Origin of the sequence: Robertkochia marina (assembly GCF_004799345.1) — a bacterium.
Taxonomy (GTDB): domain Bacteria; phylum Bacteroidota; class Bacteroidia; order Flavobacteriales; family Flavobacteriaceae; genus Robertkochia; species Robertkochia marina.
Genome location: NZ_SSMC01000003.1, coordinates 495,373 through 516,933 on the forward strand (window position 1 = coordinate 495,373; position 21,561 = coordinate 516,933).

At 44.4% G+C, this 21,561-nt stretch carries 18 protein-coding genes and 1 other RNA gene; 13 read left to right on the plus strand and 6 right to left on the minus strand.

Annotated elements, in window-relative coordinates; all coding sequences use genetic code 11:
* Positions 1-17: 17 nt before the first annotated feature.
* Positions 18-3,854: an HYR-like domain-containing protein gene (locus E7Z59_RS12825; protein WP_136336734.1), complete on the minus strand. Its 3,837-nt coding sequence runs from the start codon at positions 3,852-3,854 to the stop codon at positions 18-20.
* Positions 3,855-4,130: 276 nt separating this feature from the next.
* On the opposite strand from E7Z59_RS12825, the gene E7Z59_RS12830 reads away from it, so the two are divergent.
* Genes E7Z59_RS12830 through E7Z59_RS12840 form a run of 3 tightly spaced genes read left to right on the plus strand, consistent with a single transcriptional unit; the run spans position 4,131 to position 7,613 of the window.
* Positions 4,131-4,598, plus strand: a complete 468-nt coding sequence (locus E7Z59_RS12830; protein ID WP_242015616.1) for a SixA phosphatase family protein — start codon at positions 4,131-4,133, stop codon at positions 4,596-4,598.
* Positions 4,599-6,695, plus strand: a complete 2,097-nt coding sequence (ppk1, locus tag E7Z59_RS12835; protein ID WP_136336736.1) for a polyphosphate kinase 1 — start codon at positions 4,599-4,601, stop codon at positions 6,693-6,695. It begins immediately after the preceding gene.
* Positions 6,696-6,707: 12 nt separating this feature from the next.
* The gene (locus E7Z59_RS12840; protein WP_136336737.1) at positions 6,708-7,613 is read left to right on the plus strand and encodes a Ppx/GppA phosphatase family protein; all 906 of its coding nucleotides are present in this window, start codon (positions 6,708-6,710) and stop codon (positions 7,611-7,613) included.
* Here the strand turns inward: E7Z59_RS12840 and miaE are convergent.
* The gene (gene miaE, locus E7Z59_RS12845; protein ID WP_136336738.1) at positions 7,610-8,191 is read right to left on the minus strand and encodes a tRNA-(ms[2]io[6]A)-hydroxylase; all 582 of its coding nucleotides are present in this window, start codon (positions 8,189-8,191) and stop codon (positions 7,610-7,612) included. The two genes, E7Z59_RS12840 and miaE, sit on opposite strands and share 4 nt — an antisense overlap.
* A gap of 193 nt (positions 8,192-8,384) precedes the next feature.
* Here miaE and E7Z59_RS12850 point away from each other — a divergent pair, with 193 nt between their 5' ends.
* Genes E7Z59_RS12850 through E7Z59_RS12880 form a run of 7 tightly spaced genes read left to right on the plus strand, consistent with a single transcriptional unit; the run spans position 8,385 to position 15,193 of the window.
* Positions 8,385-9,257 (plus strand): EboA domain-containing protein, encoded by an 873-nt coding sequence (locus E7Z59_RS12850; protein WP_136336739.1) that lies wholly within the window; start codon positions 8,385-8,387, stop codon positions 9,255-9,257.
* A gap of 1 nt (position 9,258) precedes the next feature.
* Positions 9,259-10,167 carry a TatD family hydrolase gene (locus E7Z59_RS12855; protein WP_136336740.1) on the plus strand — a complete coding sequence of 303 codons (909 nt, stop codon included), beginning with the start codon at positions 9,259-9,261 and terminating at the stop codon, positions 10,165-10,167.
* Positions 10,167-11,069 carry a UbiA-like protein EboC gene (eboC, locus tag E7Z59_RS12860; RefSeq protein WP_242015615.1) on the plus strand — a complete coding sequence of 301 codons (903 nt, stop codon included), beginning with the start codon at positions 10,167-10,169 and terminating at the stop codon, positions 11,067-11,069. The genes E7Z59_RS12855 and eboC overlap by 1 nt, the downstream gene beginning before the upstream one ends.
* A gap of 14 nt (positions 11,070-11,083) precedes the next feature.
* A complete protein-coding gene (locus E7Z59_RS12865; protein ID WP_136336742.1) occupies positions 11,084-12,244 on the plus strand; it encodes a 3-dehydroquinate synthase in 1,161 nt (386 codons plus the stop codon).
* Positions 12,245-12,248: 4 nt separating this feature from the next.
* Positions 12,249-13,475, plus strand: a complete 1,227-nt coding sequence (gene eboE, locus E7Z59_RS12870) for a metabolite traffic protein EboE (RefSeq protein WP_136336743.1) — start codon at positions 12,249-12,251, stop codon at positions 13,473-13,475.
* Entirely contained in the window at positions 13,453-14,853 is a 1,401-nt protein-coding gene (locus E7Z59_RS12875) for an alkaline phosphatase family protein (protein ID WP_136336744.1), read from the plus strand. The genes eboE and E7Z59_RS12875 overlap by 23 nt, the downstream gene beginning before the upstream one ends.
* Positions 14,834-15,193: a transmembrane 220 family protein gene (locus E7Z59_RS12880; RefSeq protein ID WP_136336745.1), complete on the plus strand. Its 360-nt coding sequence runs from the start codon at positions 14,834-14,836 to the stop codon at positions 15,191-15,193. Before E7Z59_RS12875 ends, E7Z59_RS12880 begins: the two co-directional genes overlap by 20 nt.
* Here the strand turns inward: E7Z59_RS12880 and E7Z59_RS12885 are convergent.
* Positions 15,190-16,959, minus strand: a complete 1,770-nt coding sequence (locus tag E7Z59_RS12885; RefSeq protein ID WP_136336746.1) for a DNA polymerase III subunit gamma/tau — start codon at positions 16,957-16,959, stop codon at positions 15,190-15,192. The two genes, E7Z59_RS12880 and E7Z59_RS12885, sit on opposite strands and share 4 nt — an antisense overlap.
* A gap of 100 nt (positions 16,960-17,059) precedes the next feature.
* Between E7Z59_RS12885 and rnpB the strand changes: the two genes are divergently transcribed.
* Positions 17,060-17,358, plus strand: an RNA gene (rnpB, locus tag E7Z59_RS12890) — RNase P RNA component class A.
* A gap of 3 nt (positions 17,359-17,361) precedes the next feature.
* Here rnpB and E7Z59_RS12895 read toward each other — a convergent pair.
* The 3 genes from E7Z59_RS12895 to E7Z59_RS12905 are packed head-to-tail and all read right to left on the minus strand — an operon-like array spanning position 17,362 to position 19,368.
* Positions 17,362-17,913 (minus strand): RsmD family RNA methyltransferase, encoded by a 552-nt coding sequence (locus tag E7Z59_RS12895; protein WP_136336747.1) that lies wholly within the window; start codon positions 17,911-17,913, stop codon positions 17,362-17,364.
* Positions 17,913-18,743: a DUF3822 family protein gene (locus E7Z59_RS12900; RefSeq protein WP_136336748.1), complete on the minus strand. Its 831-nt coding sequence runs from the start codon at positions 18,741-18,743 to the stop codon at positions 17,913-17,915. Before E7Z59_RS12900 ends, E7Z59_RS12895 begins: the two co-directional genes overlap by 1 nt.
* Entirely contained in the window at positions 18,721-19,368 is a 648-nt protein-coding gene (locus tag E7Z59_RS12905) for a hypothetical protein (protein WP_136336749.1), read from the minus strand. The genes E7Z59_RS12900 and E7Z59_RS12905 overlap by 23 nt, the downstream gene beginning before the upstream one ends.
* Positions 19,369-19,477: 109 nt before the next feature.
* On the opposite strand from E7Z59_RS12905, the gene E7Z59_RS12910 reads away from it, so the two are divergent.
* On the plus strand, positions 19,478-20,911 hold the full coding sequence (locus E7Z59_RS12910) for an ATP-dependent DNA helicase (protein WP_136336750.1): 1,434 nt from the start codon (positions 19,478-19,480) through the stop codon (positions 20,909-20,911).
* Positions 20,912-20,965: 54 nt separating this feature from the next.
* Entirely contained in the window at positions 20,966-21,538 is a 573-nt protein-coding gene (locus E7Z59_RS12915) for a DUF4126 domain-containing protein (protein WP_136336751.1), read from the plus strand.
* The last annotated feature ends 23 nt before the right edge of the window (positions 21,539-21,561 follow it).

Below are 21,561 nucleotides of genomic sequence, written 5' to 3' on the forward strand. Positions count from 1 at the left end.
GGGCGCTGGTTTTATTTTTAATTAGAGCCGGTGCCAACATAGATGTATCCGGTAAATGGATCCATGCCACTGTCAACGAGGGTCACTACGTAATAATAGGTTCCTGCAGGTACCTGGCCCGAACTTCCGATAGCATTAGAGTTGGTGTACCCGTTCCAGTCATTCTTGTAATCGTTAGAGCTGTAAACCAAGAGGCCCCATCGATTAAAGATCTTTACCGTAATTCGGAAACCGCAATCTTCATTTACACCTTTTACCGTAAAGTATTCGTTATAGGCATCTCCGTTCGGAGTAATGGTCTTAGAGATAACTACGTCGCTAACCGAAGTACAGGGCAGAACTACGCAGTCGTCATGAACCTCAATATCCACCGTATAGGTTACAGGACAGTGATCTTCGTTGTTCGAATACTCCAGGGTATAATTGCCCAGGCTGGCTTCATTCGGATTAAACAGGTCGTTGTTTGGTGTATAGGAACCGGAAAGTACCTGCCAGTTTCCTGTTTTGCTTACTCCCTGTGGCAGTAAGCTGTTGAGATTAACAGGAGTGTCGTCTACACATAGTGAAAGCGGTTCAAGCGAGATATTGGTAACCTCCATCATAACAAAGATGGTTTGGGTAACCATGGTTTCGTTACCGCATTCATCGGTGGCAGTCCATGTGCGAATGATCTCGTAATCTTCCCCTGCAGTGGTAAAGGTGTCTGAGGTTTCAAAAGCTATTTCAACCTGCCCTCCGCATCCATCGGTAAACTCCGGTTGCGGAACCTCGGGGATGTTGCCACAGGAGGTGTTGATGTTCTCATCAAGATCTGAAGTTAAAACAGGGCCTTCATTATCTTCAACCGTGATGGTCTGTGAGGCCTCCGCAGTATTGCCCGAACAGTCGGTAGCTGTCCATGTTCTTATTAAGGTATAAGAACCTTCACAGGTACCCGGGATCATTTCTTCAGACATTTCCAAGGATACGGTTGCATCGCAATTATCACTGACAGAAGGTGCTGAGCTCATATCGGTAATCGTGCTGCAGCTAACGGTTACGTCGGCCGGAACATCGCTGATCACCGGTGCCTCATGATCTTCAAGAGTAATTACTTGTTGATGACTTACCTCGTTTCCGGCACAATCAGTTGCTGTCCATGTTCTGGTAATTTCTGAAGCATTTCCGCAATCATCTGTATTGGTGATCACCTCTTCAAAAAGTACATCAACCGCTCCCTGGCATTGATCTGTGGCGGTAAGCGTTACGGCTTCCGGTAAAGTATTACAGTCTGCTGTGACCGTGCTGAGGGGAAGGTCTTCAACAAAAACTGGAGCCAGGTCATCTTCTACGGTAATAGTCTGCTGATGAGAGCTTTCATTACCGCTGCAGTCAGTAACGGTCCAGGTTCGGGTGATGGTGTATTCAGAGCCACATTGATCATCATTACCTGAAACAACTTCTTCAAAACTGATCGCCGGATCAGGATCGCAATTATCAATGCCCTCTAAAGAAGGGATTTCAGGAAGTGCCGCACAACTTACGGTGAGGTCCTGAGGAAGTTCGCCAATAAAAGTAGGCGCCTCTTCGTCAATAATAGTAATGGTCTGTGTGTCGCTATACAAATTGCCTTGGTAATCGGTGGTATACCAGGTTCTGGTAATGGTTTCCGGACCACAATTTCCGCTGCTAACCTTATCTTGATACCATATCCCCGGGGGAGTGGTACATGCATCATTCACGGTTGCCACACCCCAGTCAGTATCCTGGTTCTCAAAACAGAGGGAGGTTACAGCCCCTGAACCATCCAGAACAATGATGATCTTAAATACATTGTTATAGGCACTGAGGTCCATGGTGATGGCTCCATTATCTCCGGCGTCGGGAATCGGAACGCTGGCGATCATATTTGCTGATTCATCCAGAAGCTCCACCCTTTTATTGCTTTGTTTGGCCTCCAGGTCAAGTAAGGATAAGCTGCCCAGGGTAACTCCTCCAAATTCACTAAGGTCTAATTCAAGGAAGCTCCCTCTTTCATTATTATCGTTAGGGCCATTCTGCCCGTACTGCTGTACAATTAATACATTGCCTCTCGGAATGTAATTTTGATTTGCTTCGCCCATGGCACCTGCCGGGCCCTTACCCGTTCCTCCAAAATCTTCATGGGGTGTTCCCAGGTCAGGATCAGCAGAAGATGAAACCGAAGAGTCAAAAAGCATAGGGGTTCTTACTCCTTTGTTAGAGCCGGCGGTCACCGTGATGGTGCGCCCGGCATGAGGAATAACTCCTTGCTGAGCATTCAAACTAAGATTTTCAAATTCTATGCAGGGAATATAATTTGCATCGCAACTAATGGTTAGGTCTTTCGGTGCTGTGATCTCGTAATTTCCGTTCGAAGTTGATATGGTTATGATTTGATCCTGAGAGAAACTGTTACCGCACAGGTCGGTTGCTGTCCATGTTCTGGTAATGGTGCTGTTACCGCAGGAGTCTGTTTCAGATACATCTGAGAAGGTAACGCTTGCCACTTCACAATTGTCTGTCGCATCCAGAACGTCTCCCGTTATAGACAGGTCATTGCTGTCCTGGTTATCTGTTAATTCAATGTTTTCGGGTACGGTAAAGGTGGGCAGCTCTTCGTCTGCAACTTCTACCGTTTGGGTGTAGATGGCCTGATTACACAGGTTACTATCATCGGTTACTCTCAAGGCGATCGTATAGGTGCCGCATTCCTCATAGGCATATGCAGCCTCTTCTCCGGTTAAAGTAGTGTCAAAACTACCATCATAGTTCATATCCCATTCATAGGAAATAATTGAACACGTATTGGATGATGGGGTGCTCTCAGAAGCATCCAGGTTGATCATCAGGCTGCAGTCTGCGTCCTGCGTAACATCAAAAAGTGCGGTCGGACTGCTTTCTACCTTTAATAGATGGGTAACAAGATCGATGCACCCAAAGGCGTCAGTTACCTGTAAGGCAATAACCGTCTCCCCGGTATTTTCAAAGACCATCTCCGGTTGCATCCCTGTGTGGTCGCGGGTGAATTCAGAACCATCATAATTCATGTCCCATTCGTAAGAAACGATACTGTCCATAAAGTCCGGAGCGTTCTCGGCCGTATATCTTCCCCCGTCAAAATAGGTAGAATTGCTGCCATCAAATACTACGGTAGTTCCTGCACATACAGTATCGTCGGCCTCGATTGCTGCTGTAGGAGAGGAGTTAATTCCAAGGCTGAGTGGAAAGTCGAAATCATCTTTATGCTTAGAATTTGGGGATCCTCCTGCCAGGGCAGAGGCGAGGTTAATACTTATAGAATCGCAGGAGTTGGTATCATCGCATACAGCAAAGATCTCTGACATCGGGATACGAAACTCGAAAAATTTTCCCAGGTCACCATCACAGGACTCCATACCTACTTTGGCTTCAAAAGTTCTTCCTGTACTTTGGTAGTCAACACCGTTCCAGGTATAAATAAGGTTGTTGGTGATCATAGGGTCTGAACCCGGCCTTATGTCAAAGGCAATGGCCATGTCGGTACCCCCGTTGGCTGTATCTCCAGTTGCAGGATCACAGTCGGTATTCAGGTAGAAAGAAAAATAAGAGTTACCGGATTTTCTCCTCTCGAAGGCCAGGTAAAGGTATTGAGCATTTGCCCTGTACCAGAGGTTTAAGACATCGGCGGTACCAGTAGGGGTGTCCTGTTCTCCGAAACCGTCGCCGTCAGTATCATGGTCTGCATAATCCGGAATACCCCACTCAGAGGAGTAGCCCGGGCTGCAATTGTTTCCGTCAAAGGTAAAATCCTGGGCATTACCATTTACAGCAGAAAATACCAATATGATAAAAGGTAGTAGTAGTAGTCTTTTCATACGCACATAGTCTAGGGTCCATAGTAATTGATCAAAGTTCACTTACGGACATGCCTTACTTCATTAAGAACATCCTTTATTGATAAGATTTGGGCAATCTTAAAATATTTTAGCTTAATCGGGGAGGAAAGTGTTTTCATTAGCGAAACAACTTCAACTCCCGTAGTCTCACAAAAAAAATTGATTAAAAGTGTTTTTTAATCGTTTATAAACCCTCTAACTTTAAAGGGTTAATCCTTTAATTTTTAAGGCATGCAAGGTAAAAAAATAACACTAATGAGACACGGGAAATCTTCGTGGGAAAATGACGTCAAAGACCAGGACAGACCTTTACAAGAAAGGGGGATAAATGATGCGATCCGGGTAGCAAATTTTGTAAACGGTCGCATTCAAATGCCCGATGCAGTATATTCCAGTCCTGCCAACCGGGCTTTGCATACATGTACCATTATGATGCGGGTTTGGGGCATTCCGGAAGAACGGCTGCAGGTTAACGGTAGACTCTATGACTTCTCCGGAGAATCGGTAAAAAGTTTTATCCATGACCTCGATGATGATCTTGATCATGTTATGATTTTCGGTCATAATCATGCTTTCACATCAATTTCTAATATCTTTGGGAATGAAATGATAGATAACCTGCCTACTGCCGGTCTCGTGCATATACATTTTGAACAGGAACACTGGGCAGCTATCACCAAAGGAATTACCAAACTTAAAATTTTTCCAAAGCAAATTCGATAAATGGTAACACATCATAACCGGTATATTAACAGAGAGATCAGTTGGCTGAATTTTAATGCCCGTGTATTACAGGAAGCAGCAGACCCAAAGGTACCTCTGATAGAACGCTTGCGGTTTCTGGGTATATTTTCTAACAACCTTGATGAATTCTTTAAGGTGCGCTATGCCACAGTAAAACGGATCGCACTTTCAGGTAAAACCGGTAAAAGTGTGCTTGGTGGTGCCAATGCGACCGATCTGATGGAAGATATTACCCAGATCGTTATCGATCAGCAGGCTGAAAGTCTGAAGATCCTTAAAGCGATTGAGAAAAAGCTGGAGAAAGAAAATATTTTTATCATTCATGAGAATGAGGTGGAAGAAAAACATGTTGAGTTTATTAATAACTTTTTTCTGGAGAAGGTAAGTCCTGCCCTGGCTGTGATCATGCTCAACGAGATCGCAGAATTCCCCACCCTGAAAGACAATGCCGCCTACCTGGCTGTGAAAATGGTGTTGAAACCTGAAGAACATCTGAAAGGTATCAAAAGGATCATCGAAGGCGCCGAGAAAAAGGTGCATTACGCCATGGTTGAAATTCCCAGGTCACTTGATCGTTTTGTTGTTTTGCCTTCAGATGGCGATAAGCGCTACATTATGATCCTGGACGACCTGATTCGGTATTGTATGGGGAAGATCTTCGATATTTTCAATTATGAATCGCTCGCCGCGCACATGATCAAGATCACCAGGGATGCTGAGCTTGATATTGATAATGACCTCTCTAAATCTTTTATAGAAAAGATCTCATCGAGTGTTAAAGGCAGAAGGATCAGTGAGCCGGTACGTTTTGTGTACGATAAGGAGATCGAAAAAGATACGTTAGCCTTTTTGAAGCAAAAGATGGGCATTGATGAAACCGATAGCGTGATTCCCGGAGGTCGGTATCACAATCGTCGTGATTACATGAAATTTCCAAGTCTCGGGCGTAATGATCTGCTTTATGAGAAGTTTCCTCCACTACCTATCAAGGGACTAAGCCTTGAAGAGAGTATTTTTGAGTCTATTGCACGAAAAGATTTCCTGCAGTATACGCCCTATCATACCTTTTCTTATGTTATAAAATTCCTGAGAGAGGCTGCCATTGACCCCCATGTAAAGACCATTAAAATAACCGTGTACCGCCTTGCGAAAAACTCTCAGGTTGCCAGTGCCTTGATCAATGCAGTAAAGAACGGAAAGGATGTGACGGTTCAGATCGAGTTACAGGCCCGTTTTGATGAACAGGCCAATATTGAATACGCAGAGCAGCTGCAGGCAGAAGGAGTAAAATTGATCTTTGGGATCCAGGGGTTGAAAGTACACAGTAAGGTATGCCTGGTAGAGCGGGAAGAAGCTGGAGAATTAAAGAAATACGGGTTTATAAGTACAGGTAACTTTAATGAGGCAACCGCTAAGGTATATACAGACTATACCTTGTTTACTTCTCATGACCCCATCTTAAAAGAGATCAAAAAGGTATTTACCTTTTTTGAGATCAATTATAAGGTCTATAAATACAAACACCTTATTGTTTCACCTCACTACACCAAGACCAGTTTTATTAAACTGATCGATCAGGAGATCGCCAATTCCAAAGCCGGTAAGGAAGCCTGGATCAAGATCAAGATGAATAGTTTTACCTCCTATAAAATGGTGGATAAACTTTACGAAGCCAGTCGTGCCGGAGTAAAGATCCAGCTTATTGTAAGAGGGGTATGCTGCCTGATCCCCGGGGTACCTGGAATGAGTGAAAATATAGAAGCCATCAGTGTTGTAGACCGGTTTTTAGAGCATCCGCGTCTGTTCATTTTTGCCAATGCCGGGAATTCTAAAATGTACATTTCTTCCGCAGACTGGATGACCCGAAACCTGGATTACCGGGTAGAGGTGGGGTGCCCCATTTATGATACTGAGATCAAAAAGGAATTGATGGATACCTTTGAGATCTGCTGGAATGATAATGTAAAAGCCCGGACATTTTCAGAAAAACAGGATAATGCCTACCGGAAAAACAATAAACCTAAGGTTCGCTCCCAATTTGCCACCTACCAATACTATCTTAAGAAAAACAAGTAAAACGGGGTAACATTGAAAATAAGGAAGTTTGCTGGTATTGATATTGGTTCAAATGCTGTAAGGCTGCTCATTAATAACGTCATTGAATTTCCTGATAAGGAAACTCAATTTAAGAAGAGCGACCTGATACGTGTCCCTGTTCGTTTGGGGCAGGACGTGTTTACAGTGGCAAAGATCTCTGATCAAAATATCAAAAGGATGGTAGAAACCATGAAGGCTTATTTTTACCTGATGCGGGTTCATGGAGTTGAAAAATATATGGGGTGTGCCACCTCGGCAATGCGGGAGGCCTCTAATGGGGAAGAAGTTGCCGCGTTGATAAAAGAGGAAGCCGGGATAGATATAGAGATCATAGACGGTAAAAAGGAGGCCGCTATTATTGCTTCTACAGATCTTCACCAGGTCATCGAAAAGGATAAGAACTATCTCTATGTGGATGTGGGCGGAGGAAGCACCGAATTCACTATTTTCAGTAACGGGAAGATCGTTGCATCCAGATCTTGTAAGATAGGAACTGTGCGTTTGCTGAATGAAATGGTTGATAGCAGTGCCTGGAAAAGCATAGAGGCCTGGGTGAGAGAGCAAACCAAAGATTTTAAAAAGATCGCTATTATTGGCTCGGGCGGTAATATCAACAAGCTTTTTAAGATGTCAGGCCGCAAACCAGGAACCCCGCTCTCTTATATTTACCTGAATGCTCAGTACCAGTTCTTACAGGAGTTAAGCTATGATGAACGCATATCAGAATTGGGTTTAAATCCTGACCGGGCCGATGTGATCATACCCGCTACACGTATCTATCTTAATGCCTGTAAATGGAGTGGAGCAAAGAAGATCCATGTGCCTAAGATAGGTTTGGCAGATGGGATCGTTAAGTTACTTTATAATCAGGAGCAGGCTAAAACCGCCGGTTTCTAACCGTGTATGGTTTCTTTGGTGCCCAGGTCTTTCATGATCTCTGCTTCATAATCCAACAGCTCCTGCCATTTCCTGTCCACCTCTTCACGGTCGCCGTACTGACGGGCAAACTTAAGGAACATGGTGTAATGGTTGGCTTCACTTACCATGAGTTTACGATAGAATTCAGCCAGCTCCCGGTCATTCAGTTCTTCCGAAAGTAATCGGAAGCGTTCACAGCTGCGGGCTTCGATCAACGCAGCATATAATAGTTTTTGAATAAGATGGGTGGTGCGACTTCCTCCCTTGGGAAAAAATTGCATCAATTTATTTACGTACTCATCCTTACGTTCACGGCCCAAGGCCCAGCCTCTTTCCACGATTTTATCATGAACCATTTTGAAGTGACTGATCTCCTCTTTAACCAAGGCGGTCATCGCTTGTACAAGTTCTGTGTGCTCAGGAAATTGTACGATCAGAGAAATGGCCATACTGGCGGCCTTTTGCTCGCAAAATGCATGATCAGTCAGAATTTCTTCAATATTCTTTTCAACAATATTAACCCATCTTGGGTCTGTGGGAAGTTTTAAACCGAGCATTTTACCTGAATTTTTATGTGGTGCAAATTTAACCATTTTTTTAACCTCAAACCTGTTCAGAGCAATGGCTTTCTACCAAAGGGATATAACGATTAAATCAAGTATTCATCGAAGTTTGCAGCAGTCTGTGAGCAATATACATAATTTTAAATATTAACATTCAGTGCATTAGCATTGTCTCAAATGTTCTCTCATGAATACTTCCCACGACTCCCTGGTGCATTCCGGAATACCTGATGAACTCGAAAAAACGTTAAAGTCACTCGAAGAACATGATCAGATTCGGTGGTTTACGAATAAGCTGCATGATCTGTTTGAAAATCCTTCTGCAAGAGAATTTTATCTCACGTATACCCTGATACATCAAAAGTTTGGAGATCTGGACGGTGCATTTCAAGATCAGGCCGATCAAAATGTAGTCTTAAAGAAATTCGGGATGACGCCTGAAGAAGCCTTTCGGCTGTTATTGCTTTATGAGGTACTGAAGAGGGATCCTGAATATTATGCGGATGCTGTTCGGAAATTGATCGAGGTAGCCGACAAAAATGAGCTGATCACCTTTCTTAAGTTTTTAGATCTGCTGCCTGAGGCAGATCGATTTTGTGATGCGGCCGTTCAGGCTTTAAGAACCAATATAGAACCGGTTTTTGACGCCATCGCCTTGCGGAATTCATATCCTCAAAAGTACTTCAATCAGCAACAATGGAATCAAATGTATCTCAAGGCGGCCTTTATGCAGCGCCCCCTTCTGGAGATCGAAGGCGTGGAAGAGCGCGCCAATAATGAATTAAGCAGAATAATTTCTGATTATGCCCATGAACGTTGGGCCGCTTCCAGGAATATTGATCCGAGAATATGGAGGCCTGTGGCTATTTGTCCGGTAGAAAGCACCGTGACAGATATGCAGCACCTGTTAACCAACGGATCTGAGGAAGAGGTAAACGCCGCTGTATTGGTTTGTACCCGTTCACAAGACCGGCAATTAAATGATCTTGTGGCCGAACAGAAAGAGCGTAAAGAACGTATTGCCAAGGGCACCCTGAACTGGAATAACTTAAATCTTTAATATGGAACATCAACTAAAATTTATCGACCCGCATATTCATATGACCTCAAGAACCACCGACGATTATGAAGCAATGGCAAAGGCAGGAGTGGTGGCTGTGATCGAACCTTCATTCTGGCTGGGGCAGCCTCGTACACAGGTAGGCTCTTTTCAGGATTATTACAGCAGCCTGGTAGGGTGGGAGCCCTTCAGGGCCAGCCAGTTTGGAATTAAGCATTACTGCACCATAGGTCTTAACAGTAAGGAAGCTAATAACGAAGCCCTGGCCGAGCAGGTGATGGAGTTGTTGCCGCTCTATTTGTTTAAAGATAATGTAGTGGCCATAGGTGAAATAGGCTATGATGATCAGACCCCTCTGGAAGATCGCTATTTCCGGATGCAGCTGGAACTGGCAAAAGAGTTCAATATGCTGGTGCAGGTGCACACCCCACACAGGGATAAAAAAGCAGGTACCATTAAAAGTATGGAAGTTTGCCTGGAACATGGTCTTGATCCTTCTATGGTAGTGATCGATCACAATAATGAAGAAACCGTACAGGAGGTGCTGGATCGTGGCTTCAATGCGGCCTTTACCATATACCCTAAGACGAAAATGGGTAATGAGCGAATGGCAGAGGTGGTGCGAAGATTCGGAAGCGATCGCATCATTGTTGACAGTTCTGCCGACTGGGGGGTAAGTGACCCTCTTGCGGTTCCTAAAACGGCTTCCCTGATGCTTAAACGTGGTATTTCAAGAGAAGATGTGGAAAAGACCTGTTACCGAAATGCTTTGGAGATTTTTGGTAAGAGCGGTAAGATGAAAGCCTCGCATTGGGAAGATGCCGAAGGTATTGATCAGAGAAAACTATATAACGACAATAGTGTACTTCGTGGCCAGATGCCACGAGTAGACCAGGAGGAAATCGTCTGATGTCAAAACTTAAAGGGTATATACAACTAACAAGACCTGCTAATCTGCCAACAGCGGTGGCTGATATCGTGGCAGGGGTTGCAGTGAGCCTGACACTGATGCATGGTGTAGAGGATGCAGCTGCAATGGCGTCTGCCCATGTTGGGAGTATACTGCTTTTATGCCTTGCATCGGTGCTTTTATACGCCTCCGGGGTAGTTCTTAACGATTACTTTGACAGGAATGTAGACGCCATAGAACGACCGGAACGGCCCATACCCAGTGGGGTTATACCCTCCAGGTCGGCTCTTGCTTTCGGACTTGTTCTGATGTGCCTTGGGGTGTTAAGTGCCGTGATGGTTTCAGTGCTCAGCGGAGTACTAGCGCTGTTTCTTGCTTTGACCATTCTGTTGTATGATGCAGCCGGGAAACGACATGTTTTGTTTGGCCCCCTCACTATGGGTGCCTGCAGAGGCCTGAACCTTTTATTGGGAATGAGCCTTTTCGGAGAAGTAGCTCTCTGGTGGATGGCTGTAATTCCGATACTTTACATAGGGGCTGTAACCCTGGTGAGCAGAGGCGAGGTGAACGGTCAGAACAGGTCTCATATTACGCTGGCATTTTTTATGTACCTCGGGGTGATCGCTTCACTGTGGGGTTTAATGTTTTATGCCGGAATATCTTTTATATACCTGATCCCTTTCCTTATCGTTTTTGCTGCTATGGTACTTATTCCGTTGTGGAGGGCCTATAAGAACAATTCTCCGGCTAATATTCGAAAAGCGGTAAAGGCCGGTGTTATTTCCCTGATCCTTTTAGATGCTTGTATTGCAGTGATCTTTGCCGGGTGGACCGCCGGGCTGAGTATTGTACTCCTGCTGCCTGCTTCTCTCTTTCTTGCTAAACAATTTGCGGTGACCTAGAATAATTAAATGAGATGACGAAATTTTCTACTTTAGAACAAGACTTTACGATCAAATATAATTACCGGGTATTTTTTACCCGCGACCTTTTTGATCTGAATAATGACCTTTTAGTCAGGTTACTCTCTGCATCAGGAAGTGAACTTCCCGTAAAGGTGCTGTTTGTTATAGATGACGGGGTAAGTAAGGCACACGATTATTTATTTGATGAAATATCAGCCTATACCAAGGTTCATAATAATGTGATGCGGTTGGCCGGTAAATTGATCCTTAAGGGAGGAGAGCCGGTAAAGAACGAGACGGAGCAGCTTACGGCGGTTTTGGAAGAAATTGAAAAGCAGGGCATCTGCAGGCATTCTTTCGTGGTAGCTATTGGCGGAGGTGCTTTGCTCGATATGGCAGGTTTTGCTGCGGCTATTGCTCACAGAGGAGTGCGTTTGATTCGGGTGCCAACCACAGTGCTCTCTCAAAACGATTCGGGGATAGGCGTTAAGAACAGTATTAACTGGCGGGGTAAGAAAAATTTCCTGGGCACTTTTGCACCTCCGTTCGCAGTGATCAACGACTGGAATTTTTTAACCACCCTGGAGCAACGCGACCGTATTTCAGGTACGGCAGAAGCCTTGAAAGTTGCCTTGATCAAAGACGCTTCCTTCTTCCATTATATAAGAAAAAATGCCCGTGCCCTGCATTCAGGAGATGAAGCACCCATGCAGGAGCTCATCTATCATTGTGCACGACTGCATTTGGAGCATATTGGAGGAGGTGATCCTTTTGAAAAAGGTTCTTCACGACCGTTGGATTTCGGACACTGGGCCGCGCATAAATTGGAGCAGCTTACCAATTTCAGTCTGCGACATGGTGAGGCGGTGGCCATCGGCATTGCTATTGATGTTACTTATGCGCTCTTAAAGGGAATGATATCAATAGAAGATCATGGCATGGTTATAAGTACCCTGGAACATTTGGGATTTGATCTGCAAATACCGGAAGAAGTTTCTTTTGAAGAATTGTATGAAGGTTTGGAAGAATTTCGGGAACACCTGGGAGGAGCCCTTACAATTACTTTGATAGGGGGAATTGGAATTAAAAAAGATGTTCATCAGGTTGATCGGGCATGTATGAAAAAGGCCGTATTCCAGGTCAGAAAGCGAATGTTCGTCAATCAACTGTAAAACAATGCTGGTAAGAGATAATTATCACTTAAGTTACTGCACCAATATCCATCCGGGAGAAGGGTGGGAGCAGACCTGGGAAAACCTCAGGAAATTTCTACCCGTGATCAAGCAAAAGGTGTCTCCCGACACCCCTTTTGGAGTGGGGTTACGACTTTCTAATAAAGCCAGTGAAGAGCTGGGTACGGGCGATAAACTGGAAGCCTTGAAGGTGTGGATGCTGGAAAATGATCTCTATGTGTTTACCATGAATGGTTTTCCGTACGGGAGCTTCCACTTTAAGGAAGTAAAAGACCTGGTACATGCTCCCGACTGGACTACCGATGACCGGCTTGATTACACCTTCAGACTCATCGATCAGCTGGCGTACCTTTTGCCACGCGGACTATCGGGAAGTATATCCACCTCCCCCCTGAGTTACCGGCATTGGTACAGCTCTGAAGATTTTCGGGAAAAATGCATGAAAAAGGCTGCTAAACAGTTGGCTAAGGTTGTCATGAAATTATATGAGCTGGAAAGAGACCAGGGTGTTTATATTCATCTCGACCTGGAACCGGAACCTGATGGCTTGATGCAGAACAGCCTGGAGGTGATCGATTTTTTCAGGGAATACCTGATCCCGATAGCCTCTGAGTATATTGAAAAACAAATAGACAGAATGCCTTACGATGCCGAAGAAATGGTGTTGAAATATATCAATGTTTGCTATGATGTATGCCATTTTTCGATGGCTTATGAGTCTCCCCAGCGTTCTTTTAAAAGGTTTTCACAAACAGGTATAAGGGTGGGGAAAATACAGATCAGCTCTGCATTAAAGGTTAAACTGGACGGAAGGCATGACCAGGAAAAGATGGCACTACTTGCCGGGTTCGACGAACCGACCTATTTACACCAGGTCACTGAACTTCGGGGAGATACGGTCAAGACCTACCAGGATCTGCCGGCCGTCTTGAAAAGCAAGCGAAGTTTTAAGGAATTACGGGCTCACTTTCACGTACCTGTCTTTCTTGAAAACTACGGTCTGCTTGATTCTACCCAGGATCATATTCTGGCTACCCTGGAGTACCTGAAAAATAATGACAGGGTTTGTGAACACCTTGAGGTGGAAACCTACACCTGGGAAGTTTTGCCTGATGATCTTAAAACAAGCGTTGAAGATTGTATCGAAAGGGAGCTGCTCTGGGTAAAAGAGAAGTTTAAATGTACCTATGAAGAAGACGGTTGTAATTAATGTCGTAGGCCTTTCTGAAACATTGATAGGTGATCATACTCCCTTTTTAAGGTCTTACATTGAAAAAGGAAGCATGGCGAGGGTGCGTCCGGTATTCCCTGCGGTTACCTGTACTGCCCAATCAACCTACCTCACCGGAAGAATACCTGCCGGTCATGGAATCGTGGGTAATGGCTGGTATTTCAAAGAAGAATACGAGGTGAAATTCTGGCGACAAAGCAACCGCCTGGTTCAGGGAGAGAAAATATGGGATGTACTAAGAAAAGAAGAAGCCGGATTTAGCTGTGCAAACCTGTTCTGGTGGTACAATATGTACGCTTCTGCAGATTACAGTGTTACACCCAGACCTAATTACCTGGCCGATGGGCGTAAGATCCCTGATGTTTACAGTTACCCGGCAGATCTGAGAGATGAGCTTCAGGATTCCCTGGGGCAGTTTCCTTTGTTTAAATTCTGGGGTCCTGCCACAGATATCAGTTCTTCTGAATGGATAGCTGAAGCAGCGAAAATGGTGGATGAAAAATACGATCCTACCCTGACTTTTATATACCTGCCGCATTTAGATTATAACTTACAGCGTTACGGGCCAGACTTAAATAAGGTGAGGAAGGATCTTGAAGAGATCGATCTGCTTGTAAAAGATCTGGTTTCCTGGTACGAGAAAAAGGAAGCCTCGATCCTGGTGCTTTCTGAATATGGGATTACCCCGGTGTCGCAGCCGGTTCATATCAACAGGACCCTGCGGGAACATGGCTTTCTGAGTGTGCGTACTGAAAGGGGCAGGGAGCTTTTAGATGCCGGAGCCAGTGAGGCCTTTGCAGTGGCCGATCATCAGGCGGCCCATGTTTATGTGAAGCATCCTGAAAATCTCGGAAAGGTAGCTGCCTTATTGAACAAACTCCCGGGAGTGGAAAGTGTCTGGACAGGTGAGGAGAGAGCAGAAATAGGATTGGATCATGAAAGGGCGGGAGATATTGTGGTCAGTGCCGATGCCAATAGTTGGTTTACCTATTACTACTGGCTTGACGATAAGAAGGCGCCTGACTTTGCCAGAACCGTTGATATTCACCGCAAGCCGGGCTACGACCCTGCAGAGATGTTTACGGATCCTGAAAAACCATTGATGCCCATGCGTATCGTTTGGAAACTGCTTAAAAAAAAGCTGGGATTCAGAACCTTGATGGATGTTATTCCACTACGGGCAGATCTCATTAAAGGGAGTCATGGTCGAATTCCGGAAAACGCAGAAGACTTTCCGGTGGTTATCACGAATTCGAACCTGTTTGACAATACAAACCAAATAAACGCCCACGAAGTTTTTACGCTCATTAAAGACCTCGTATGTAAATCAAGGAATTATGAAAAATCGCTTTCTTAAAATTACCGCACTTGTTTTTACGGCCCTTTTTGTAATATCGGCCATCTTGCAGTATAATGATCCGGATCCCTACCTCTGGTATGCTATTTACGGTGGGGCGGCCCTGGTTTCTTTACTTTATGTTTTTGATAAGTTGCCCTTCTGGGTAGCCCTTTTGGCCGGGGTGTTATTTATTGTTGGGGGGGTGCTTACCTGGCCGGTACAATATGAAGGTGTTACGATCGGGGGAGGTGATATTAATAACATTGAAGAAGGGAGAGAGGCTTTGGGCTTATTTATAACTTCTGTGATTTTCCTGATCTATGCGTTGACCATCAACAGAAAGCATAAGTTTGCTTAGATCTCCAGGTCCAGTTCTTTGCGCAGCAGGTCAAGTACCGGGTTCTTTTCCCGCATTTTCTGGTACTTTTCCATGGGGGTAAAAGCGTATTGCTTCTCAGTCTGTTCGTTCACGTCAACTTCCAGTTCAATATAGTAGTTGCTGAGGTGTTTTTTTAAATACTCCATGAGGGGGTATTGGTCGCGTTCCACCTCTTTTTTCATCGTGTCATTCGGAAGCTCTATCCTGATAGTAGTCTCATTCTTCAGTTTAGGAATATCTGAAGCCAGTGCAGAGCTTAAGATCTTTTTCCCTTCCTTATCAATAGTATCAACATAGTTATTCCAGGCAGCCTGCATGACTTCTTCGGTAAAAGATTCCTTTGGAAGGTTTTCCGTATCGGGCTCTTCGTCCTTTTTGGCAAGTTCATGCTGTTTTTTTGCCCGTATGCTGGAGAGGGATAACCCTGATACTCCATTCTTCTTAACATCAAGAGAAAGTCGTTTGGGTTTTTCAGGTTCTGTGGCTACGGCAGTGGCTACAGGAGCGGGTTTTGGTTTGGGTTGTGCTGCCGGGTGGGGTGCAGGGGCTTCCTCTATATGGTCATTGGCTGCTGCCTCGTTTACCGATGGTTGTTCGGACAGAGTTTTTTGTACAGTGCTCTGATGATTCCCTTTTAGTTTGTAATGGGTTGGGGGTTGGATGTATCTACCGGACTTTTTTTTTTCTCCATCTGCATTGATGGAGGCCAGTTGCATCAGGCAAAGTTCAACATGTAAACGTTGATTGTGACTGTTGCGGTATTCAAAATCACAACGGTTAGCAATGTCGAGCGCTTGCATTAAAAAGGAAGAACTGGTTTGACGACTTTGTTCCAGGTATTTTTGTTTGGAATCTTCACTCACCTCCAGCAACTCGAGGGTGGCTTCATTTTTACAAACCATGAGGTCGCGAAAGTGCGAGCTGAGCCCTGAAATAAAGTGATGACCATCAAAACCAAGGGCCAGGAGATTATTGAATTTGATCAGTGCATCGGGGATATTGCCCTCCAGGAGCATATCTGTTACCTCCATATAGGTTTGGTAGTCCAGCACATTCAGGTTCTCTGTTACAGCCTTACGGGTGAGATGGCTTCCTGAATAACTGACCACACGGTCAAAAATGGAGAGTGCATCTCTCATAGCACCGTCAGCCTTTTGAGCGATAATATGCAGGGCATCTTCCTCTGCTTCTATGCCTTGACTTTCTGCAATATACTTGAGATATTCCCTGGCATCAGCCACGGTGATCCTTTTGAAGTCAAAGATCTGACAGCGCGAAAGGATGGTAGGAATGATCTTGTGCTTTTCAGTAGTGGCAAGGATAAAGATAGCGTGCTTAGGCGGCTCTTCAAGGGTTTTTAGGAAGGCGTTGAAAGCAGATGCAGAGAGCATATGCACCTCATCTATAATATAAACCTTGTACTTTCCTGTTTGGGGTGGAATGCGAACCTGGTCTATCAGGTTTCTTATGTCGTCTACAGAGTTGTTAGAGGCTGCATCCAGCTCAAAAATGTTAAATGCAAAATCTTCATCTTCATTTTCTGTACCGTCCTGGTTGATCATTTTCGCCAGAATTCGTGCACAGGTAGTCTTACCAACACCTCTGGGACCGCAAAACAACAATGCCTGTGCCAAATGATTGTTATCAATGGCATTGAGCAGGGTGTTGGTAATCGATTGCTGACCAACTACATCTTTAAAGGTTTTGGGCCGGTATTTTCGGGCTGATACGACAAAGTGTTCCATCACAGCAAAGATAAAAATTGCAGGTTAATATGACTTTTTTTGGCTTGCTATTTGCATTTAATTATTAACAACCTACGTTAAAAAAAACTATTTTTGCCCCGCAGGTCACCCTATCGTTCTGACTTTTGTCAGGAAGGAAAGTCCGGACACCATAGCGCGGCATAGCGGTTAACGACCGTCCGTTGAAAAACGAGGACCAGTGCAACAGAAAGAATGTACAGGTAATGCTGTAGTGAAATCAGGTAAACTCTATGCGGTGAAACGCCATGTAAACCGGCACTCGAGGATTGCGCATCCGACGTCGGAGGGTAGGCGGCTAGATCTTGTTAGTAATAGCAAGGCCAGATAAATGATAGGGACCCCTAACGGGGCACAGAATCCGGCTTATGACCTGCTTTTTTTTTACGCTTCTTCTTCAGGATACTGAAAAAAGCTGAATACACTTCCTCCGTATCTTCTCGAATGAGAAAAGTATTCATGATCAGAAAGGTCCGTGTGTTTGGAATGCTCTATTACAAGCATTCCTTCAGGAGTTAAAAGGGATCGTTCGAATACCAGCTTGGCAATGCGCAGCATGTCTTCAGCGGGCATATCATATGGTGGGTCGGCAAAGATGAGGTCGCTGCTTGTCTGTGTTCTTTCCAGGAATTTAAAAACATCAGAACGTACGGTTCTGATATTCATATCAAGCTCATCAGAGGTTTTGGAAATAAACTGAACACAGCCGGGATGGCTGTCTACAGCAACGATCTCTTTGCATCCACGGCTGGCAAGCTCAAAACTTATATTGCCCGTTCCTGAAAATAGGTCCACCACACTGATCTCGTCAAAATAGTAGTTGTTGTTCAACAGATTGAACAGGGCTTCTTTGGCGAAATCTGTCGTAGGTCGTACCGGAAGCTTTTTCGGAGCCGTCAAGCGTTTGCCTTTATATTTGCCAGATATGATACGCATTAAAAACTGTTTAGAAGCACAAGGTTTTCCTGTTTTTTCAGATCACCTAAAGTGCCTGCAACTTTCAAACTATTAAAATTATGCCCTATGGAGACATTTCTGATATACTTATAGGCTAATTTGTAGGCGTTATCCTCTTCGGTAATATTACCCAAGAGGTATAACTCATCTTCTTCCCGATTCAGGTCGAGTTGTTCGAACACAAAAAGCAGGTAATAGATAAAATCTTCTCCGGTTTGAAAAGGAAAGCTGTTGTAAAGTAATAGCTTATTATTGGATAAGACAACGATCTCAAAATGGCTGTTACCTACATGTACAAACACCCTCTTTGAATCGCCGCCCTGGTATTGATTCAGTAAGGTTTCAATGAGAATGGTGCTGGCGTGCTTGTATTCAAAAGAACCAAACCTGTCAAATATGTAATTGTTTACATTGGTAAAGGGTACGTAGACATTGAAGATGTCGTGACTCTTAAGTTCATCAAAAGTGATGTAATCGGTCTCTAAGATCTTTACATTGTACTTAAGATAGTCTGAGAGATTACTCTCGTTGAACAGGGCTTTAGGTACCAGAGAAGAAAGCTCATTGTCGTGGACCACTCTGATCTCACCGAATTCACGATCGGCTATCTCTTCGTGCTGTAAAAGTTGTTCAACTTCATCAACAAGGCTTTCTGCGTTAGCAGCCTGGTGAAAGGGGCGGTTTTCCAAAAACTGGATCTCTTCCCGGCCGGTATCGTGTATACAAAAAGAAAGTCCACTCAAGCTAACCTGAATGGACAGTTCTTTTAATGATTTATCTAAGATATTATTGGTCTTTCTTAGTGTCATAGAACGGAGGCCAGTTACCACTTGTACTTACGTCTGTAAGGCTACCTACTTTAATTTCACTACCATTAACCTCTTCCACGTCGATCATGGTGTTTTCCTGTTCAACGAGGTATTCTGGTTGGTCATAAAGTAATACGTTTTTAGGAACCTTAGCCTCAAATACAGGAGCCTGGTAACCGTTTTTATCCAGAATGTCTGTCTTCATTTCGAATTTCGCGTCATTCTGAGCGTAAGGAACTGAAGCCAGTTCTTTGTAATTACGAGATTTGAAAAGAGAATCTTTTACTGCACGGAAACCTAAAGTGTCAACTACGATGGTATCTACCGGCATATCGATACGGTAGGTACGGTTGTAACGCATAAAAGAAGAGTCTCTTTTTTCCAGAATTACAAATTGTGCAGTGTCTATGAACGAGATCAGATTTTCAAAGTTAGGAGCGTATTTGTTGTGAATACTACGGTGAGCTTCCTGAGCATCACGGATGCTTTTAAGCTTCTCGATAGTAGCCATGTAACGTTGTTTTTTGACTTTGTCAAATTTGATTGGCTCCATTACTGAATTGTAGATCTGGTAAGCAAAAAAGATGCTTAAAGCCCAAAGAACAATTTGTATTGCTGTCTTCATTTTTTGAATTTTGTGTTAGAGTGCTTTTACGCAAATCTACAATTTTTTTTCTTTCACGAAAGATTGAGCCTGAAAAAACATTCCTATTTTTGGGGCAGAAACGGACTTCATGGACGCATCTTCTTTTTACAAATTGATCAGGGAAAGTTTTCCTCATCAGCCCACCTTAAAACAAGACGTTGTATTACAGCAACTTTCGGAATTTATCTTCTCGGATAATAAAAATGAAGCCTTCGTTTTAAAGGGCTATGCCGGAACCGGAAAAACGACCATTATAGGAGCGGTGGTGACCAATTTATGGAAGGCCATGAAAAAATCGGTCCTCCTGGCGCCTACCGGAAGGGCGGCAAAAGTGATCACGAATTACTCCGGCAGAACAGCCCATACCATACATAAGCATATTTACTTTCCCAGGAAGCAAAAGGGTGGTGGGGTTAAGTTTGTGCTATCGCCAAACAAGCATCGCGATACAGTGTTTATTGTTGACGAAGCTTCGATGATTCCCGATGCCCCCTCCGACTCTAAACTTTATGAGAATGGGTCACTTTTAGACGACCTGATCATGTACGTGTATTCCGGCCATAATTGCAAACTGGTACTTATAGGAGATACAGCACAGCTGCCACCGGTAAACCTTGAATTAAGTCCGGCCCTGAATGAAGATACTCTTCACCTGAATTATGATAAAGAGGTGCGCATGATAGAGCTTGATGAGGTGGTAAGACAGCAGTTGGATTCCGGTATCCTTTATAATGCTACCAATCTCAGAGAGCAATTGCAGACAGAATTTTACGATGGATTTCAGTTTCGCACCCACGGCTTTGCAGATATCGTTCGACTGGTAGACGGCTATGAGATACAAGAAGCTATCGATGAGTCTTTCAGAGAGCACGGTCGTGAAGAAACGGCTATTATTGTGCGTTCCAACAAAAGGGCCAACCTCTACAATCAGCAGATCAGGGGGCGTATACTGTTTCTCGATAATGAATTGGCTGCAGGGGATTTCGTCATGGTGGTACGCAATAATTATTTCTGGATCAAAGCAAGTTCAGAAGCAGGCTTTATTGCCAATGGCGATATTCTTGAGGTGCTGGAGATCTTTGCGATCAAGGAATTATACGGATTTCGGTTCGCAGAGGTGAAGGTGCAAATGGTAGATTACCCGAAAATGAAACCTTTTGAAACCGTACTGATGCTCGATACCATTACGGCAGAAACTCCCGCGTTATCCTATGAAGACGGAAATCGTCTTTACCAGGAGGTAATGAAGGACTATGAGAATGAGACCTCCAATTACAGGAAGTTTTTGAAAGTAAAGAACAACAAGTATTTTAATGCCTTACAGGTGAAATTCTCCTACACCATTACCTGTCATAAAAGCCAGGGTGGGCAATGGAAGAATGTTTTTATAGAGCAGCCCTATGCTCCGAACGGGATCGACCGGGAGTATCTCCGATGGTTGTACACGGCCATTACCCGGGCTAGTGAAAAACTGTATCTCATCGGGTTCAAACAGGAGTTTTTTGAAGAAAGCGGGGTGTAATCCATTATTTTATACCTTTAAGAGACACGATAAGTCAATTTAAAGGAATAAGTCATGGAGTCTTCTCTTCTTATGAGCATTTTTCTCGGTATAGGTCTGGCTGCTGCTACAGGGTTCAGGATCTTTCTTCCCCTTTTTGCACTCAGCCTGGCGGCCCATTTTGACTGGTGGATCTTAAATGAACAATGGGCCTGGCTAGGAAGTACCGCTGCGGTGCTTACGTTCGGTTTCGCCATGCTTGCAGAGATCCTTGCGTACTACATTCCCTGGGTTGATAATTTGCTCGATACCATTGCCGTGCCTTTGGCGGGGATTGCCGGTACTGCCATTATGGTGGCAACCATGGGAGATGTTTCTCCCTTGATCACCTGGTCGCTTGCTATTATTGCGGGTGGGGGTACCGCTGCAGCGGTAAAAGGTGCCACGGCCAGTTCGCGACTCACCTCCTCTGTGACAACAGCCGGATTAGGGAACCCTGTGGTTTCAACCGTAGAGACGGGGGGAGCGGTAACTATGAGTATACTTTCTTTTATAGCACCGGTCATTGCAGGTATTGCAGCCATTTTTATACTGGGGTCACTATTCTGGATCTACCGAAAATTACGTCCGCGTCAAAAGCAATTGTGAAGGAGAAGCTGTACATTTGTTCC

What these genes read in the sequence shown, in the direction of transcription:
- E7Z59_RS12865 (WP_136336742.1), top strand. Translation starts at nt 11,084, where the DNA reads ATGACGAAATTTTCTACTTTAGAACAAGACTTTACGATCAAATATAAT.
- E7Z59_RS12825 (WP_136336734.1), bottom strand. Translation starts at nt 3,854, where the DNA reads ATGAAAAGACTACTACTACTACCTTTTATCATATTGGTATTTTCTGCT.
- miaE (WP_136336738.1), bottom strand. Translation starts at nt 8,191, where the DNA reads ATGCTCGGTTTAAAACTTCCCACAGACCCAAGATGGGTTAATATTGTT.
- E7Z59_RS12910 (WP_136336750.1), top strand. Translation starts at nt 19,478, where the DNA reads ATGGACGCATCTTCTTTTTACAAATTGATCAGGGAAAGTTTTCCTCAT.
- E7Z59_RS12885 (WP_136336746.1), bottom strand. Translation starts at nt 16,959, where the DNA reads ATGGAACACTTTGTCGTATCAGCCCGAAAATACCGGCCCAAAACCTTT.
- E7Z59_RS12900 (WP_136336748.1), bottom strand. Translation starts at nt 18,743, where the DNA reads ATGACACTAAGAAAGACCAATAATATCTTAGATAAATCATTAAAAGAA.
- E7Z59_RS12875 (WP_136336744.1), top strand. Translation starts at nt 13,453, where the DNA reads ATGAAGAAGACGGTTGTAATTAATGTCGTAGGCCTTTCTGAAACATTG.
- E7Z59_RS12850 (WP_136336739.1), top strand. Translation starts at nt 8,385, where the DNA reads ATGAATACTTCCCACGACTCCCTGGTGCATTCCGGAATACCTGATGAA.
- E7Z59_RS12855 (WP_136336740.1), top strand. Translation starts at nt 9,259, where the DNA reads ATGGAACATCAACTAAAATTTATCGACCCGCATATTCATATGACCTCA.
- eboC (WP_242015615.1), top strand. Translation starts at nt 10,167, where the DNA reads ATGTCAAAACTTAAAGGGTATATACAACTAACAAGACCTGCTAATCTG.
- eboE (WP_136336743.1), top strand. Translation starts at nt 12,249, where the DNA reads ATGCTGGTAAGAGATAATTATCACTTAAGTTACTGCACCAATATCCAT.
- E7Z59_RS12915 (WP_136336751.1), top strand. Translation starts at nt 20,966, where the DNA reads ATGGAGTCTTCTCTTCTTATGAGCATTTTTCTCGGTATAGGTCTGGCT.
- ppk1 (WP_136336736.1), top strand. Translation starts at nt 4,599, where the DNA reads ATGGTAACACATCATAACCGGTATATTAACAGAGAGATCAGTTGGCTG.
- E7Z59_RS12895 (WP_136336747.1), bottom strand. Translation starts at nt 17,913, where the DNA reads ATGCGTATCATATCTGGCAAATATAAAGGCAAACGCTTGACGGCTCCG.
- E7Z59_RS12830 (WP_242015616.1), top strand. Translation starts at nt 4,131, where the DNA reads ATGAGACACGGGAAATCTTCGTGGGAAAATGACGTCAAAGACCAGGAC.
- E7Z59_RS12905 (WP_136336749.1), bottom strand. Translation starts at nt 19,368, where the DNA reads ATGAAGACAGCAATACAAATTGTTCTTTGGGCTTTAAGCATCTTTTTT.
- E7Z59_RS12880 (WP_136336745.1), top strand. Translation starts at nt 14,834, where the DNA reads ATGAAAAATCGCTTTCTTAAAATTACCGCACTTGTTTTTACGGCCCTT.